This window comes from Dermacoccus abyssi, from assembly GCF_003515945.1.
GTDB classification, from domain to species: Bacteria; Actinomycetota; Actinomycetes; order Actinomycetales; family Dermatophilaceae; genus Dermacoccus; species Dermacoccus abyssi.
In genome coordinates this window covers 1-16,425 of sequence record NZ_QWLM01000008.1, presented here as the reverse complement: position 1 = coordinate 16,425, position 16,425 = coordinate 1, and the positions used below count along the sequence as shown (strand labels likewise).

At 69.1% G+C, this 16,425-nt stretch carries 14 protein-coding genes, 3 tRNA genes and 2 pseudogenes; 10 read left to right on the top strand and 9 right to left on the bottom strand.

Going from position 1 to position 16,425, the window contains the following annotated elements; translation table 11 throughout:
- Positions 1–45 precede the first annotated feature (45 nt).
- Positions 46–2,040 (bottom strand): ABC transporter ATP-binding protein, encoded by a 1,995-nt coding sequence (locus D1832_RS08165; RefSeq protein ID WP_118913427.1) that lies wholly within the window; start codon positions 2,038–2,040, stop codon positions 46–48.
- Entirely contained in the window at positions 2,037–3,770 is a 1,734-nt protein-coding gene (locus tag D1832_RS08160; RefSeq protein WP_118913426.1) for an ABC transporter ATP-binding protein, read from the bottom strand. The genes D1832_RS08165 and D1832_RS08160 overlap by 4 nt, the downstream gene beginning before the upstream one ends.
- 185 nt (positions 3,771–3,955) lie before the next feature.
- Here D1832_RS08160 and D1832_RS08155 point away from each other — a divergent pair, with 185 nt between their 5' ends.
- A complete protein-coding gene (locus D1832_RS08155; RefSeq protein WP_118913425.1) occupies positions 3,956–4,540 on the top strand; it encodes a hypothetical protein in 585 nt (194 codons plus the stop codon).
- Between the two features lie 147 nt (positions 4,541–4,687).
- Here D1832_RS08155 and D1832_RS08150 read toward each other — a convergent pair whose 3' ends face one another.
- The gene (locus D1832_RS08150) at positions 4,688–5,068 is read right to left on the bottom strand and encodes an NUDIX hydrolase (RefSeq protein WP_182434723.1); all 381 of its coding nucleotides are present in this window, start codon (positions 5,066–5,068) and stop codon (positions 4,688–4,690) included.
- A 172-nt stretch (positions 5,069–5,240) separates the two neighbouring features.
- Between D1832_RS08150 and D1832_RS08145 the strand changes: the two genes are divergently transcribed.
- Positions 5,241–6,443 (top strand): MFS transporter, encoded by a 1,203-nt coding sequence (locus D1832_RS08145; RefSeq protein WP_241510927.1) that lies wholly within the window; start codon positions 5,241–5,243, stop codon positions 6,441–6,443.
- Between the two features lie 37 nt (positions 6,444–6,480).
- Positions 6,481–7,113: a hypothetical protein gene (locus tag D1832_RS08140; protein ID WP_118913423.1), complete on the top strand. Its 633-nt coding sequence runs from the start codon at positions 6,481–6,483 to the stop codon at positions 7,111–7,113.
- Here the strand turns inward: D1832_RS08140 and D1832_RS08135 are convergent.
- Positions 7,051–7,509 carry a hypothetical protein gene (locus tag D1832_RS08135; protein ID WP_118913422.1) on the bottom strand — a complete coding sequence of 153 codons (459 nt, stop codon included), beginning with the start codon at positions 7,507–7,509 and terminating at the stop codon, positions 7,051–7,053. The two genes, D1832_RS08140 and D1832_RS08135, sit on opposite strands and share 63 nt — an antisense overlap.
- Positions 7,510–7,594: 85 nt before the next feature.
- On the opposite strand from D1832_RS08135, the gene D1832_RS08130 reads away from it, so the two are divergent.
- The 4 genes from D1832_RS08130 (at position 7,595) to D1832_RS08115 (ending at position 9,018) form a co-directional block, all read left to right on the top strand.
- A complete protein-coding gene (locus D1832_RS08130) occupies positions 7,595–8,641 on the top strand; it encodes a PHP domain-containing protein (RefSeq protein WP_118913421.1) in 1,047 nt (348 codons plus the stop codon).
- Between the two features lie 116 nt (positions 8,642–8,757).
- A tRNA-Glu gene (locus D1832_RS08125) sits at positions 8,758–8,833 on the top strand.
- Between the two features lie 22 nt (positions 8,834–8,855).
- Positions 8,856–8,932, top strand: a tRNA-Asp gene (locus tag D1832_RS08120).
- 13 nt (positions 8,933–8,945) lie between these two features.
- Positions 8,946–9,018, top strand: a tRNA-Phe gene (locus tag D1832_RS08115).
- A gap of 161 nt (positions 9,019–9,179) precedes the next feature.
- On the opposite strand, the pseudogene D1832_RS08110 reads toward D1832_RS08115, so the two are convergent.
- Positions 9,180–10,489, bottom strand: a pseudogene (locus D1832_RS08110) (aminotransferase class III-fold pyridoxal phosphate-dependent enzyme).
- A 90-nt stretch (positions 10,490–10,579) separates the two neighbouring features.
- Positions 10,580–11,224 carry a YigZ family protein gene (locus D1832_RS08105; RefSeq protein ID WP_118913420.1) on the bottom strand — a complete coding sequence of 215 codons (645 nt, stop codon included), beginning with the start codon at positions 11,222–11,224 and terminating at the stop codon, positions 10,580–10,582.
- 58 nt (positions 11,225–11,282) lie between these two features.
- On the opposite strand from D1832_RS08105, the gene D1832_RS08100 reads away from it, so the two are divergent.
- Both D1832_RS08100 and D1832_RS08095 read left to right on the top strand, forming a co-directional pair.
- The gene (locus D1832_RS08100; protein ID WP_182434722.1) at positions 11,283–11,888 is read left to right on the top strand and encodes a copper resistance CopC family protein; all 606 of its coding nucleotides are present in this window, start codon (positions 11,283–11,285) and stop codon (positions 11,886–11,888) included.
- 222 nt (positions 11,889–12,110) lie between these two features.
- Complete coding sequence (locus tag D1832_RS08095; RefSeq protein ID WP_118913418.1) at positions 12,111–12,314, top strand: DUF3073 domain-containing protein; 204 nt, start codon at positions 12,111–12,113, stop codon at positions 12,312–12,314.
- Positions 12,315–12,472: 158 nt separating this feature from the next.
- On the opposite strand, the gene purM is transcribed toward D1832_RS08095, so the two are convergent.
- The 3 genes from purM to D1832_RS08080 form a co-directional block, all read right to left on the bottom strand.
- The gene (gene purM / locus D1832_RS08090; RefSeq protein ID WP_118913417.1) at positions 12,473–13,585 is read right to left on the bottom strand and encodes a phosphoribosylformylglycinamidine cyclo-ligase; all 1,113 of its coding nucleotides are present in this window, start codon (positions 13,583–13,585) and stop codon (positions 12,473–12,475) included.
- A gap of 34 nt (positions 13,586–13,619) precedes the next feature.
- Positions 13,620–15,215 carry an amidophosphoribosyltransferase gene (purF, locus tag D1832_RS08085; RefSeq protein WP_118913416.1) on the bottom strand — a complete coding sequence of 532 codons (1,596 nt, stop codon included), beginning with the start codon at positions 15,213–15,215 and terminating at the stop codon, positions 13,620–13,622.
- A gap of 90 nt (positions 15,216–15,305) precedes the next feature.
- Positions 15,306–15,599, bottom strand: coding sequence for a hypothetical protein (locus D1832_RS08080; protein WP_147362646.1), 294 nt, complete (start codon positions 15,597–15,599; stop codon positions 15,306–15,308).
- 146 nt (positions 15,600–15,745) lie between these two features.
- On the opposite strand from D1832_RS08080, the pseudogene D1832_RS08075 reads away from it, so the two are divergent.
- Positions 15,746–16,425, top strand: a pseudogene (locus D1832_RS08075) (hypothetical protein); the annotation flags it as partial.

The following is a 16,425-nucleotide window of genomic DNA, read 5'->3' as shown; positions in this document are numbered from 1 at the left end:
CGGCCGAAGCATGCGGACGACGACGCCGGAATCATCCGGCTCCCGTCAGGCCGGTCGCACGTCCGCTGCAATTCCCTCGTCCGTGTCGGTCTGCGCCGCCCCGGCGAACTGTGCCTCGTACAACCGCCAGTAGGCGCCGCGCGCGGCGAGCAGTTCGTCGTGCGAGCCCTGTTCGACGATGTCGCCGTTCTCCATGACGAGGATGACGTCAGCGTCGCGGATCGTTGAGAGACGGTGGGCGATGACGAAGCTCGTGCGGTCGCGGCGCAGCGCCGCCATGGCCTGCTGCAGCATCACCTCGGTGCGCGTGTCGACCGACGACGTGGCCTCGTCGAGGATGAGCACGTCCGGCTCGGCGAGGAACGCCCGCGCGATCGTGATGAGCTGACGCTCGCCGCTGGAGAGGCTGGCGCCGTCGTCGCTGATGATCGTGTCGTAGCCGTCGGGCAGCGACCGCACGAAACGGTCGACGAAGGTGGCCTCGGCCGCCGCCTGGAGCTGGTCGTCAGTGGCGTCGAGGTTGCCGTAGCGCAGGTTGTCGCGGATCGTGCCGTGGAAGACCCAGCTGTCCTGCAGCACCATGCCGAGGCGCTCACGCAGTTCGCGGCGCGGCACGTGGCGGATGTCGACGCCGTCGAGCGTGATGCGGCCGGCGTCGATCTCGTAGAAGCGCATGAGCAGGTTGACGAGCGTCGTCTTGCCCACGCCGGTGGGCCCGACGATCGCGACGGTCTGGCCCGGCTCCACGGTGAGGTCGAGACCGTCGATGAGGCGCCGCTCGGGCGTGTAGCCGAACGCGACGCCGTCGAAGGCAACGCGCCCCTGCGTCGGGCGCGGCAGCTTGCCCGGCTCATCGCGCGATTCCTCGGGCGCGTCGAGCACCTCGAAGACGCGCTCGGCGCTGGCCACGCCGGACTGCAGGAGGTTGACCATCGACGCGATCTGCGTCACCGGCTGCGTGAACTGGCGCGAGTACTGGACGAACGCGGTGACGTCACCGAGCGTCATCTGCCCCGACGCCACACGCAGACCACCGACGACACAGATGACGACGTACTGCAGGTTCCCGACGAACATCATGATCGGCATCATGAGGCCGGAGAGGAACTGCGCCCGTCGGCTGACGTCGGTGAGCTTCTCGTTGCGATCGTCGAAGGCCGCCTCGACCTGCGGGCCGCGGCCGAACACCTTGACAAGGGCGTGCGCGCTGAAGGCCTCTTCGATCTGACCGTTGAGTTCACCCGTGTGCTGCCACTGCGCGATGAAGTGACCTTGCGACTTCTTCATGATGCGGCTCGCCACGAGCATGACGAGCGGGATCGTGAGCAGCGCGATGAGCGTCAGCATCCACGAGACGGTGAACATCATGACGACGACGCCGACGACGGTGCAGATCGAGACGAGCAGCTGGCTCATCGTCTGCTGCATCGACTGACCGACGTTGTCGATGTCGTTCGTCACGCGCGAGAGGAGTTCACCGCGCGGGCGGCCGTCGACGTAGGCGAGCGGTACGCGCGTCAGCTTGGCATCGACGTCGGCGCGCAGCTTCTTCACCGTCTGCTGCACGAGCGAGTTGAGCAGCCGCGCCTGGACGACCTGGAACAGCGATGCCGCGATGTACAGGCCGAGGACGGCGAGCAGGATCCGACCCACGTGACCGAAGTCGATGCCCTGACCCGGCACGAGATCCATGGCGCTGACCATCTCGGCGAACTTCGTGTTGCCGGAGGCGCGCAGCCCGGCGACGACCTGTTCCTTGGTCTGCCCGGTGGGCAGGCGCATCGAAACCGAGCCGGAGAAGATCGCGTCGACGGCCTTACCGAGGATGCGGGGGCCGAGCACGTTCATCGCGACGGAGGCGACGCTGAGCACGAGCACCGCGATCACCTTGAGGCGGTGGGGACGCAGCAGTCCGAGCAGGCGCAGGGACGAGTTCTTGAAGTCCATCGTCTTGGCGGCGGGCGCCATTCCGGCGCCGGGGCCGTGGCCCGGGCCGCGCTGCGCGTTCGCGGGGGCGCCGCGTCCTGCCGGGGCGCTCATGCCGCGTCCCGCGAACCGAGCTGGGATTCGACGATCTCCCGGTACTCCGGGCAGCTCTCGAGCAACTCGTGATGAGTACCCAACCCGACGGCGGCGCCGTCCTCGAGGACGAGGATCTGGTCGGCGTCACGGATGCTCGAGATGCGCTGCGCGACGACGAAGACCGTCGCGTGCCGCACGTGGGGTGCGAGGGCCTCGCGCAGGCGCCGGTCCGTGGCGACGTCGAGTGCGGAGAAGGAGTCGTCGAAGAGGTAGATGTTCGCCGACGCGACGAGCGCGCGGGCGATGCACAGGCGCTGACGCTGGCCGCCCGAGACGTTCGTGCCGCCCTGGTCGATCGCGGCGTCGAGGCCGCCGTCCATGCGTTCGACGAAGTCACGCGCCTGGGCTATCTCGAGGGCCTGCCACAGCTCGTCGTCGGTCGCGTCCGGGTTGCCGTAGCGCAGGTTCGTCGCGACGGTGCCGCTGAAGAGGTAGGCCTGCTGCGGCACGATGCCGATGCGGCCCCACAGGGCCTCGGGGTCGAGGTCGCGCACGTCGACGCCGTCGATGCGCACCGCCCCGTCCGTCACGTCGATGAGGCGGGCCACGAGGGAGAGCAGGGTCGACTTGCCGGAACCGGTCGAGCCGACGATCGCGACCGTCGTTCCGGGCTCGGCGCGCAGGGTGATGCCGCGCAGCACCGGCGCGTCGGCGCCGGGGTAGCACATCGTCGCGCCGTCGAGTTCGACAACGCCATGGCTCTCGGTCGGGCGCTGCGGGTCGGCGGGTGGCACCACCGACGGCGACGTCCCGAGCACCTCGCCGATGCGCTCCGCGGCCACGGAGGCGCGGGGGATCATGACGAACATGAACGTCGCCATCATGACGGCCATGAGGATCTGGATGAGATAGGTCATGTGCGCGGTGAGCGCGCCGATCTGCATGTCTCCGGCGGCGACGCGGTGCCCGCCGAACCACCAGATGGCGACGGTCGAGACGTTCATGACGAGGAAGACCGACGGGAACATGAGCGCCATGAGGTTGCCGACGCGCAGGCTCGTGCGGGCCAGGTTGTCGTTCGCTTCCCCGAAGCGCTCGAGCTCGTGCGGCTCCCGCACGAAGGCACGGATGACGCGGATGCCCGAGAGGTGCTCTCGCATGACGCGGTTGACGACGTCGAGGCGCTCCTGCACGAGTCGGAAGCCCGGCACCATGCGCACGACGATGAGCCCGATGAGCACGGCGAGGGTGGGCACGGCCACGACGACGAGCCACGACAGCCCGACGTCCTGACGTAGCGCCATCGTGATGCCGCCGATCATCATGATCGGCGCCATGACCATGAGGTTGCAGGCCATGAGTACGAGCATCTGCACCTGCTGCACGTCGTTCGTCGAGCGCGTGATGAGCGACGGAGCGCCGAACTGGCCGACCTCGCGTGAGGAGAACCCGAGCACGGTGTGGAACACGCGGCTGCGCAGGTCGCGCCCGACGCTCATGGCCGTGCGCGAGGCGAACCAGGCCGCGCTGATCGAGGCGATGACGGAGACGAAGCTGACGAGCAGCATCCATCCGCCGGTGCGCCAGATGTAGTCGGTGTCGCCGGTGACGACGCCGCGGTCGATGATGTGGGCGTTGAGGTTCGGCAGGTACAGCGACGTCAGGACGCTGACGAGCTGAGCGACGACGATGCCCGCGAGCAGGCCTCGGTAGGGCGCGAGGCGCTCGCGCAGAAGGCGAAGAAGCACGGCCTCGAGCGTAGCCCCGCAACCGCGCACGCCGCGCGAGCATTTCAGCCGGCCCGGGGCCGACGCGGTCGGGAACGCCCACCACGTCGTGGAGCCGACGAGCGTTCGGCTGCGTCGGACCTAGGCTGAACCAGATCGCGAGGGCCACACCAGGTTGCTCGTGCTCGATGACAGGGAGGGACGACGTGGCTCAGAGGCACAAGGCACGCCGGCTGTGGCTGCCGTGGCGCAGCCGAACGCGCGCTCTCAACGCGAGGCTGTGGGACCGTGTGCCGACGGACAATCACGGTGGCGGCGACGACCCGATCTCGGCCGCCATTGGCTGCTTCATGTTCATACTCGTGCTGCCCTGGCTCGTGCCAGCGCTGCTCATCCTGCCGTTCTTCCTCGCGGAGTGCCTGCTGCAGTGGATCTTCGCGCTGCCGGTATTGCTCGTGCGCAGCCTCGGCCGGGCACGGGTGCCGGTCCGGGTGACGGTGGACGACCGTCGTCACGACGAGTCGATCGCCGGATGGAGCGCGGCGAAGCGCTACGCCGAACAGATCAACGCGAGCCCCGTGCCGCCGAACATCGGTCACCTCCGGATGTCGCAGGGCACGCCGGAGGAGCGCGGCTGGGAGACGCCCGAGCAGCGTCAGGCGTGGGATGCCGCGCACGGCGGGCCGACGTACCCACCCCAGCGAAACGACGTTCCGCCGCGCCAGGGTGCCTACGCACCGCCTCCGAACCAGCAGCGTGGTCTCGGCGCTCAGTGGGGTTCGCCGCGCTGACCGAGAACGTCCGCACGCGAAGGGACGATTTCTTCCCTTCCTGTGCCCAAGGCCGCCGTTTCGACGCAAGAAGGGAAGAAACCACCCCTTCTGGCGCGACGTAACGGGGAACGCGGTTCGCATTCGCCATCGTGCGAGTTGCGAAGTTCAGCAGCTAATCCCCAACTCGAGCGCTCCTTCGACGGCGGCACGCGTCGAGGGGTGGACCATCGTCAGCCCGACGAGTTCCTCCGCGGTGAACCACCCCAGGTCATCGTGCTCGTCAGGCTCGAGATTCGCGGGAGAACCCGACCAACAGCTGGTGACGAATGCCCGTGCGTCCACCCCAGGAATGGCGAGTCCGACAGGAACCTGCAGCAGGTTCTTCACCCCTACCCCGAGTTCTTCGAGGCACTCGCGCGCAGCAGCGTCCGACCAGTCCTCGCCGTCCTCGACGTGACCACCCGGCAGATCCCAAAGGTCGGGGAAGTTTTGGCGACTCGGATGGCGATGCACGAGAAGCACGCGGTCGTGGGCCACCAGCGCCACGACAGCGATTCTCACTCCGGCACTCACCCTGCGACCGTATCTCGCACCCCGGCCCACCCTGTGAGCGTTGGCCCACTACGTGAGCTGCGCCGGTCACAGAACGGGCCGACGCTCACACGTCACGCAACCCGACGGTGACGGCCCCCGTCGTCCGCGCCCGTACACTTGCGCGGTGAGTACGGCAGTGGGTTATTCAGGGCTATTCGGGCTGACCGGCTACTGCTACATCGTCGTCGCCTTCATCGCACGCCTGCCCCTGGCCATGTCCCAGCTCGGCACGCTCCTGCTCGTCGCGACGACGACGAAGTCCTACACCCAGGCCGGAATCTGCGCGGGTGCGCTCGCCGTCTGCAACGCGGTCGGCGCCCCTTGGTTCGGGTCGCTCACCGACCGTCACGGCCAGTCGCGCGTCCTCATGTTCCAGTGCGTGGCGGGCACGATCGGCCTGTTCGCCACCGTGGCCACGCGCTACTTCGACCTTCACTGGGTCGCCACTGCCGTCGTCGCTGCCCTCACCGGGTTCGTCCTGCCGCAGGTCGGCCAGTTGGCCCGTGTGCGGTGGCGCCCCATCATCGTCGGTCGCAAGGCCGACGACCGGCTCGTCGGCACCGCTTTCTCCTACGAGGGTGCAGCCGACGAGGCGTCCTTCGTCGTCGGACCGGTGCTCGTCGGCGCCGCCGCGGCAGCTCTCGGCACGTGGGCGCCTCTCCTCGCCGCCGCCGTGCTACTCGGCCTCTTTGGCATCCAGTTCGCCCGCCACCCGAGCAGCCGCTTCGCGCCGACGCCCGTCGGCACGTCGAAGGCACCGCTGTGGACCGCGGCGTTCACCGTCCTCGTAGCCGCGCAGTTCTTCATCGGCAACCTGTTCGGCTCGATCCAGACGGGCACGACGCTGCTCACTCAACTCGCCGGGCACCCCGAGAGCTCGGGTCTGTTCCACGCGCTGCTCGGCATCGGTTCGGTGAGCGCCGGAATCGCCCTCGGCCGCCTGACGAAGGCGCCGAACCACCCCAAGCGTCTGCTCCTGTTCGCCACAGCGATGTGGGTTCTCTCCCTGCCGCTGCTCGCCGTCGACAACCTCACGCTGCTCGCCGCAGAGCTCGTCATCCTCGGTTTCGCCATCGCGCCGTACATGATCACGACGTTCACGCTCGGCGAACTCATCACGCACCGTTCGCGCACAGCTACGGCGATGACGCTGCTCGCCGGCGCCACCGGTCTCGGTTACGCGACAGGCGCCGCCCTCGCCGGTCGCCTCGTCGACGAAGGCGGCGTCGCCCCCGCGTTCAAGGTGACGCTCGCCGCCACCACGCTCGCGTTCGTCCTGGCCGTCGGGGCGAAGCGCCTCCTCTCACGCACCACGCACGCCAACTGACGCTTGCGCGGGCACTCGCGCGAACTAGGCTGACACCATGCCTCGATTCTCCGTGCCCGCACTCGAATCCCAGTTCGGCCAAGCCGCCGTCACGGCTCTCACCGCTGCGGCGACGACCTACATCCGGCCCGCCCGCTTCCCCCGCTGGGTGCGTCGCGGCCTCGCGATGTCGAACACCCTGACGGCCGTAGGTGCCGCCGTCGCGGGTGACCGTCGCCCGGCGCGATCCCAGATCGCCGGCAAGACCGACGACACGATCAACCTCGTCGACGGCCGCCCCGCCTCGCGCGCAGGCGCCAACCTCGTCTCGGCCTCGTCGGCCGGCATGGCGCTCGTGACGTCGGGCCTCGCGCTGCGCGTCGACAAGACCGTCGAGAAGATGCTCGTCAAGCGCGGCGTGCGTAACCCGCGCCTGTGGATGGCGGCCGGCGCGGCCGTCGTCAGCCTCGCCGGGCCGTGGGTGACGAAGGCGATCCAGAACTCGACGGCGAAGCTTCAGGAGAAGGCCATGCCGAAGCCCGCCCTCGAGTCGACGCTCGCGAACCCGCTCGGCTCGAACGAGCAGCGCTCCACGTCGCAGTCCACCCAGATCGAGGCGGGCGACCCGTCACGGCGTGTGGTGAGCGACCAGGAGAACGGCGCCGACGCCGCACAGAACACCGACCACTGAGAAGACTCGCGCCACGCGCGCGAACGCCTCTGCGGCATCTCGGGCGGCGCCTGCCTCGTGCAGGCGTCGCCCGAAGTTCTTCTGCCACTTGGTGAGCTTCGGCGCGCCGAGCGTCGCCACCGGAACGAAGAGGACGAAGACGAGGACCGCGGCAACGAACCGCAGGTACGCCACGGAGCCTCCGGCGCGCGCCGCCAGATATCCGCCCACGAGGAGAGCGAGCGCGGCCGCGGTGGCCGATCCGTACCACAGCAGTGCCTTCGCGCGAGCGCGTGCTGCTCCCACGCCGAGGCGCTCGGCAGCCCACCGGGTCACGCCCTCGCGCATCTTGCTGCGCAGGTACACGACGAGCGCGCAGAGCACGACGATGACGATGACGAGCGACCACGATCTCACGCACCCATTGTGCCTGTCCGAGCGTGAGTGGCCCGCCACGCCGAGGCAGACGAACCGGTGGGGGCTTCCACGTAGGCTCACTCGCATGGACACCGTGCCCACCCCCCGTGAGGCGCTCGATCGCATCGCCTTCCTCCTCGAGCGCCGACGCGCCGGAACGTACCGCGTCAAGGCCTTCCGAGGGGCTTCACGCGCCCTCGCGAAGCTGTCGGACGACGAGGTGCGCGCCCGACACGCCGCGGGCACGCTCGGCGACGTTTCCGGTATCGGCAAGACGACGCTCGCCGTCATCACGCAGGCACTCGACGGCGAGACGCCCGAGTACCTCGCCACCTTGGAGGAGTCGAGCCCGGAGTTCCTCGTCGAGGGCGGGCAGGACGTCATGAAGGCCGTGCGGGGCGATTGCCACAGCCACTCCGACTGGAGTGACGGCGGCTCCCCCATCGACGAGATGGTCATGGCCGCCATCGGCCTCGGACGCGAGTACCTCGTGCTCACCGACCACTCGCCCTCGCTGCGCGTCGCGAACGGCCTGTCGGCCGAACGCCTCACGAAGCAGCTCGGCGTCATCGAAGCCCTCAACGACGCTCTGCGCTCCACCGGAACCGACTTCGAACTGCTCAAGGGCATCGAGGTGGACATCAAGGACGACGGCAGCCTCGACCAGAGCGACGAGATACTCGCCAAGCTCGACGTCCGTGTCGCGTCCGTGCACTCCAAGCTGCGCTCCGGCCCGGCAGCCATGACGAAGCGGATGCTCGGGGCGATCGAGAACCCCGCGACGACGATCCTCGGGCACTGCACGGGCCGCCTCGTGGAGGGCGAGCGCGGCACGAGGCCGCCGTCGACGTTCGATTCGAAGGCGGTCTTTGCGGCGTGCGCCGAGCACCGTGTCGCCGTCGAGATCAACGCGCGCCCCGAGCGCTGTGACCCGCCGGACGACCTCATCCGTGAGGCTCTCGACGCCGGCTGCTACTTCTCGCTCGACTCCGACGCCCACGCCCCCGGCCAGCTCGACTTCCTCGCCTACGGCGCCGAACGCATCGAGCGGCTCGACGTACCCCTTGAACGGGTCATCACGACGTGGCCGGCCGACCGCGTCCGGGCGTTCGCTCGCAAGGAGATTCCCTGAGATTCCGGGCAGATCGGGCCGTTTTGCAATGCCCCCGAGACGTGTACTAAAGTTACGCAAGTTCGAGCGGCGCCGAGAGGTGAAGATCGCAAAGCAAAGCTCGATGATTTGCGCATGTCCCCATCGTCTAGCGGCCTAGGACACTGCCCTTTCACGGCAGCGGCACGGGTTCGAATCCCGTTGGGGATACCAGCACAAATCGGCCTTATTTCAAGGCCCCGTAGCGCAGTTGGTTAGCGCGCCGCCCTGTCACGGCGGAGGTCGCGGGTTCGAGTCCCGTCGGGGTCGCCATCCCTTTCCCAAGGGCCAGATAGCTCAGTTGGTAGAGCGAGCGACTGAAAATCGCTAGGTCGGCGGTTCGACCCCGTCTCTGGCCACGCTCCACCGAGGAAGCCCCCGAGTTCACACTCGGGGGCTTCTCCGTGTCTCCAAGGTCTTGCCCGACGGCCTCTCCACGCTCGACGCTCCCCCGGGACGACGAACTGCGCCGCCCCGCACCCCGAAGGGCACGAGACGACGCAGAACCATCGAGCGAGCGTCAGCTCAGCGAGCCGAGCGCCTCGTCGAGAATCGAAAGCGCCGTTGAGATCTCCTCGTCGCTCACGGTGCACGGCGGCACGATGTGCAGGCGGTTGCCCGCAGCGATGACGAGCAGGCCGTTCCTCTTCGCGGCGGCAGCCACCGTGGCGGCAGCCTCCGTGGCGGGTTTCTTTGTCTCGGCGTCCTCGACGAGCTCCAGGGCCCAGAAGACCCCCACGCCACGAGCGTCACCCACGATGTCGTGAGTCTCGGCGAGCTTCGCCAGCCCCGGGCCGAGCACGTCCTCGCCGATGCGGCGGGCGTTGTCGACGATGCCCTCGTCCTTCATCGTGGTGATCGTCTCGACGCCGGCAGCGCAGGCGAGCGGGTGACCGGAGTACGTCAGGCCGCCCGGGTAGGCGCGCTCGTCGAAGTGCCCGGCAATGGCGTCGCTGATGACGACGCGCCGAGCGGCACGTAACCGGAGTTGACGCCCTTGGCGAACGTGATGAGGTCGGGCACGACGTCGGCGTGCTGGTGGCCGAACCACTTTCCGGTACGACCGAAGCCGGCCATGACCTCGTCGGCGATGAAGACGATGCCGTAGCGGTCACAGATCTCGCGCACGCCCTCGAGGTAGCCGGCGGGCGGCGGAATGATGCCCGCCGAACCGATGACGGGCTCGAGCACGAGGGCCGCGAACGCGTCGGGCGACTCCATCTGGATGGTGCGCTCGAGGTGGGCGAGGGCACGCTCGCGCTCCTGCTCGGGGCTCTCGGCGAAGAACTCGCTGCGGTAGAGGAACGGCCCGAAGAAGTGCACGACCTCGCTCGCGCCCTTGTCGTTGGCGAAGCGGCGTTGCTCACCGGTGAGGTGGATCGACTGCGCCGTCGCCCCGTGGTAGCTGCGGTAGGCCGACAGCAGCTTGCGCCGACCGGTGAACTCGCGGGCCATGCGCACGGCGTGCTCGTTGGCCTCGGTGCCACCGTTGGTGAAGAAGACCTTGTTGAGGTTGTCGGGCAGCAGGTCGGAGATCATCGACGCGAGCTGCGAACGACGGTCGTTGGCGTTGCTCGGGCCAATGGTGCACAGCGTGGCCGCCTGCTCCTGGATCGCCTCGACCACGCGCGGATGCTGGTGGCCGATGTTCGTGAAGACGAGTTGGCCGGTGAAGTCGAGGTACTCGTTGTCGTCGCCGTCCCACAGGCGCGTCCCCTGCGCGCGCGTGACGACCATCGGGTCGAGGGATCCCTGCGCGGACCACGAGTGGAACACGTGCGCGCGGTCGAGATCGTACGTTTCTTGGGTGCTCAGCTTGGGCGTGCTCATGCCTTCACCTTCTCCCACGCCGACGCCAGGCGCCACCCTCGTCTCACCTGCACTTCCCTCGGGTGTCCGCGCGGGCGGGCGGACCGCTGGTCAGCCCTTCGCCGCCCAGGTCTGCCCGACCCGCTCGAACGCCGCCTCGCCGGACGTGAGTTCCGCCAGAGCCGCGTCGGCGCGCCCCAGCGCATCCGACGGTGCAGCGACCTCCAGGCCGGCGCGCCCGGCGGCCGCGTGCGTGGCGTAGTCGACGTCGGCGACGACGAAACCCGCTGCGCGCAGCGCGTTCTCCACGCGCCCGACGTCCGCGAGAGTCACCTGGCAGGTCAGTCGCACCTGCCGCTCGTAGTGGACGACACGCGCCTCGTCGAGCGCCGCCCGCACGGCGTCGGAGTAGGCCTTCACGAGGCCGCCCGTGCCGAGCAACGTGCCGCCGAACCACCGGGTGACGACGGCGACGACGTCCGTCAGGTCGGCGCCGGTGAGCACGTCGAGCATCGGGGTACCTGCCGTGCCGGAGGGCTCACCGTCATCGTTGGAGCGCCGAATGTCGGCGGCCGGCCCGAGCACGAACGCGCTGCAGTGGTGGCGGGCGTCCCAGTGCTCCTTGCGAGCCCTCTCGACGACGGCACGAGCCTCGTCCTCGCTCGCCACCGGCACGAGGTCGCACAGGAAACGTGACCTCTTGGCCTCGATCTCGGCCTGCACGGCGCGGGCGATCGTCGTGTAGCGCTCCACCATGACACGCAACACTAGGCCCGGAAGCCCACACTCAGCGCGGCCGCGCCACAATGGGGGCATGACCGCACGTACCTCTCGCGCCCTCATCCCCGGCGCCGCAGCGCTCATCGCTCTCGCGTGCGCCCCCGCCGCATCCGCGCACGACTCCCTCACGGGTGCTCAGCCGGCCGCTGGCACCACCGTCACGTCGGCTCCGCAGCGGCTGACACTGACGTTCAGTGCGCCGGTGCTCGACGTGGGCGGCCAGGTCGCCGTCAAGGGGCCGGACGGCAAGACCAAGCAGGGGACGCCGAAGGCGGACGGCCAGCGCGTGACGGTGCCGTTCGAGCCGACCGGCAACGGCAGGTACGCCGTGACGTGGCGGGTCACCTCCTCCGACGGTCACCCCATCAGCGGTTCGTACTCGTTCACGCTCAAGGGCGCGGCGAACTCCTCGACGTCGACGGGCACCTCGAACGGCTCCGAGGCGCCGGGCACCCTCAAGCCCGTCGACCCCAGCTCCCCCGCGTCCTCGTCGACGGTGAAGGGCCCGTCGACCCCGACTACGGACGAGCCCGGCGACAACATGCCCCTGTTCGTCATCGGAGGCACCGTGGCGGCTGCTGCGGCGGTCGCGGGAACGTTCCTCGTCATGCGCAAGCGCACCAAGGACGACCCCCGCTGACCCACCGGCGCGTTCGCGCAGGGCGAACCACCGCGTCAGCGCCGGGCTGACGCGGTCAGAGCGCGTCCTAGACGGGCGACCCGATGGGCGTTCCGGCCCTGTTCTGAGGTAGCGTTACCCCCACGACAGAAACTTAGGATCCCCAGGGCCCTCCTCCTGAGGTCGATGCCGCGTGCATGGACCGATGGGGGCCGCCCTGGCAAACACAGAGGGGGTCTCGCCATGGGGCGCGGCCGGGCCAAAGCCAAGCAGACCAAGGTTGCTCGCGAGCTCAAGTACTCGACTCCGGACACCGACCTGAGGGCGCTGGAGCGTGAACTGCGCGCTTCGCGCAGCACGTCGGACGCTCGAGACTCGTCGGCTGACCGAGTGAACGACGGCGACGAGTACAACGAGTACGACACGTGGGCGTCGGGCGACCGTTGAGCGCCCACCTCTCGTAGCTCAACCCGCATCTGAGTTGATGTGAACGAATGCCTCCCACCCTTCGGGGTCGGAGGCATTCGTCATGCCCTCGTCCCGTCCGACGCCGTCCGCTTTCGCTCCTCGGTGGAAGAGGCAGGTCAGCGTCGGCCGCGACGGGCTCAGGCGTAGTCGCCGACGATCTGACAGGCGCCCGCGTCGACGCCCTTGGCCCCGGAGACCACCTCGGCTTCGGCGGCGTCGAGGCGATCGGTGGCGACGATCTCGCCCATGCGCCACGCCGGCAGGTTCATCTCTTCACAGACCTCGACGGACGTGGCGGCCTGCTCCGCGGGCAGCACGGCCACGAAGCCGACACCCATGTTGAGCGTGCGCTCGAGGTCGCTCTGCGGCACATTGCCGACGCGCTGGACGACGTCGAAGACCGCGGGCGGCGTCCACGTCGCACGCTCGATGCGCGCACCCATGCCCTTGGGCAGGACGCGCGCCACGTTGGCCGCGAGCCCACCGCCCGTGACGTGGGAGAGGGCGTGGATGTCGACTCCGTCCGTGCGGATGAGGCGCAGGAGGTCGGCGGCGTACACGCGCGTCGGTTCGAGCAGTTCCTCCCCCAGCGTGCGGCCGAACTCCTCGACGTTCTTGTCGTAGCCCCAACCGGCGCTGGAGAAGACCTTGCGCACGAGCGAGTACCCGTTGGAGTGGATGCCGCTCGAGGCGAGGCCCAGAACGACGTCACCCTCACGCACGGACTCGGGCAGGATGAGGTCCTTCTTGTCGACGACGCCGGTGGCGGCGCCCGCGACGTCGTACTCGTCCTCCGCGAGCAGGCCCGGGTGCTCGGCCGTCTCGCCGCCGATGAGAGCGACATTGGCCTGGCGGCACGCGGCAGCGATGCCGGAGACGATCGCGGCGATGCGTTCGGGAACGACCTTGCCGGTGGCGATGTAGTCGGTCATGTAGAGCGGTTCCGCGCCGCACACGACGATGTCGTCGACGACCATGCCGACGAGGTCGAACCCGATCGTGTCGTGCTTGTCGAGTGCCTGCGCGATGGCCACCTTCGTGCCCACACCGTCGGTCGACGTCGCGAGGATCGGGTGCGTCATTCCGCCGAGCACCGAGGCGTCGAACAGCCCGGCGAACCCGCCCAGGCCGCCGAGGACCTCGGGGCGCTGCGCACGCTTGACCGACTCCTTCATGAGCTCGACGGCCTTGTCACCGGCTTCGACGTCCACACCGGCTCCGGCGTAGGTGATGGCCTCGTTCTGCGTCATGTGTCGTTCGTCCTTCGTGGGGGCGTGTCGGCGGTCAGTGCGAGATGCGGGACGGGTCGACCGCGCCGCCACCGGCCAGCGGCGAGACACCGTCGGGGTTGGTGCGGGCGAGGTCGGCCGTGCCGACGTCGGTGGGGTCGGCCCCGGCGAACTCGACGGGAAGCTGCAGTTCGAGCAGGTTCTTGCCGAGGCGGTCGGACGACGGCAGCTCGACCGGGTACTCGCCGGTGAAGCACGCGGAGCACAGGTTCTCCGGCTCCTGTTGGGTGGCCGCCATCATGCCCTCGGGGCTGATGTAACCCAGGGAGTCGGCACCGATCGACGTGCAGATCTCCTCGACGTTGGCACCGTTCGCGATGAGCTCGGCGCGCGTCGCGAAGTCGATGCCGTAGAAGCAGGGCCAGCGCACGGGCGGGCTGGAGATGCGCACGTGCACCTCGAGGGCACCGGCTTCGCGCAGCATCCGCACGAGCGCACGCTGGGTGTTACCGCGCACGATCGAGTCGTCGACCACGACGAGGCGCTTGCCCTTGATGATCGGCTTGAGCGGGTTGAGCTTGAGCCGGATGCCGAGCTGACGGATCGTCTGGCTCGGCGCGATGAAGGTGCGCCCGACGTAGGCGTTCTTCACGAGGCCCATGCCGTAGGGGATGCCGGATTCCTCGGCGTAGCCGATGGCCGCAGGCGTGCCGGATTCGGGCGTCGGCATGACCATGTCGGCGTCCACGGGGAACTCGCGGGCCAGCTGACGACCCATCTCGACGCGGCTCTCGTAGACCTCACGGCCGCTGATCGTCGTGTCGGGGCGGGCGAGGTAGACGTACTCGAAGACGCAGCCCTTCGGCTCGGGCTTGGCGAACATCGTCGAACGCAGGCCGTCGGAGTCGATGGCGATCATCTCGCCGGGGTTGACCTCGCGCACGAAGCTGGCGCCCACGATGTCGAGCGCGGCCGTCTCGCTCGCGACGACCCAGCCGCGGTCGAGGCGACCGATGACGAGCGGGCGGATGCCCTGGGGGTCGCGCGCGGCGTACAGCGTGTTCTCGTCGATGAAGGTGAAGCAGAACGCACCACGCAGCTGCGGGAGCACCTTGAGCGCGGTCTCCTCGAGGGAGAGTTCGGGGTGCGAGCCGAGCAGCGTCGTCACGAGGGCCGTGTCGGTGGTGTTGCCGCGACGCAGTTCGCCCTGGGTGTTGCCCAGCTCGCCGTGGATGTCCTCTAGCGTCTCGCGCAGTTCGGCGGAGTTGATGAGGTTGCCGTTGTGCGCGAGCGCGACCGTGCCCTTGGCCGTGTCACCGAGCGTCGGCTGGGCGTTCTCCCACGTCGAACCGCCGGTCGTCGAATACCGGCAGTGACCGATGGCGAGGTGGCCCTTGAGGGAGGCGAGGTTCGTCTCGTCGAATACCTGGGAGACGAGGCCCATGTCCTTGTAGACGAGGATGCTTCGCCCGTCACTCGTGGCGATGCCCGCGGACTCCTGCCCGCGGTGCTGCAGGGCGTACAGCCCGTAGTAGGTCAGCTTCGCGACGTCCTCGCCGGGGGCCCAGACGCCGAAGACGCCACAGGCGTCCTGCGGCCCCTTCTCGCCGGGGAGGAGATCGTGCGTGAGTTTTCCGTCACCGCGTGTCACCGCGCCATTGTTTCACGCGCCGGCTACCCGGTGCGACGAGCGTCTGAGACGGCGGTCTCAGGACTTCGAAGGTTCGGGGCGCTGATGCCGTCAGCGGTGCGCGCGCTTGTCGGCGAGGGCGAAGCCGACCCCGCCGAGGAGGGCGCCGATGCCGCCGAAGAGGAGGGCGAAGTAACCGAGGGTGGAACCCTCCGTGTAGTTGCCGCCCTCGCCGCCGGTGATGGCGATGACGAGACCGACGACGACACCCAGCACGAGGCCCGTGAGGACGAACGGCAGGATGCGCGGCGAACGGCTCACCCGTGCGAGGGGGATTCCGTCCTCGCCCTGCACCGGACGCTGGTCGGCGACGGCGGCGGGCTTCTTCGCGTTGCGTGATCTCACGATGCCAACGGTAGCAACGCGGCGCACGGGCGCTGCAGCCGCGTCACGCCCAGGAAACGGCTGCGCCGAGGAGCCAGCCACGCGAAGTGACCCGGCGGTAAGGTGCCGGTAGGTATGTCATTGCTCAATCATCGATGGGACGAACCATGAAGTGGCTGATCCTCCTCGTCGTGCTCCTCGCCTTGGCGGGTATCGCATGGCTGCTGATGCGCGACCCGAAGAAGGGTGGCTCTGTCGGCATCCACGGCGTGAGCGGCAAGAACAAGATCGGCTCCGAGGAGGAGCCGGAGACCCTCGAGGCAACGGACGGGGAGTCCGACGAGATCGAGACGGCCGGTTCGAAGGCCGAGCAGGACGCCGACAGGGCCGAGCCTGCGAAGGCCGAGGTCGACGAGACCTCCGGCAAGGACGCGAAGAAGCAGGACGGCAAGGGGAAGACCGCCGCCGCGGCCGGCGCTGCCGGTGCCGCGGGTGCGGCTGCTGCCGCCTCCTCGAAGGACGACAACGCTTCCGGCTCCGACGACTGGGACGCCGCTCCGGCCCCGGTGGCCAACACCGAGAAGAACGACGACGCGCAGGCTGCTGCCGGCGACGACTGGGACGCAGCCCCGCCCGCCGTCGACGACTCGGCCAAGGCTGCCGACAAGGACACCGCAGCGAAGAACGAGGCTCCTGCCGCCTCGTCGGGCGACGACTGGGACGCCGAGCCCCCGGCCGTGGACGACGCGTCCGCGAAGACCGAGAGCAAGCCCGCCGAGACCGAAGCCGCTCCGGCTGCGTCCGTCCGGCGACGACTGGGACCGCTGCGTCCCCGACCCTCGTCGAC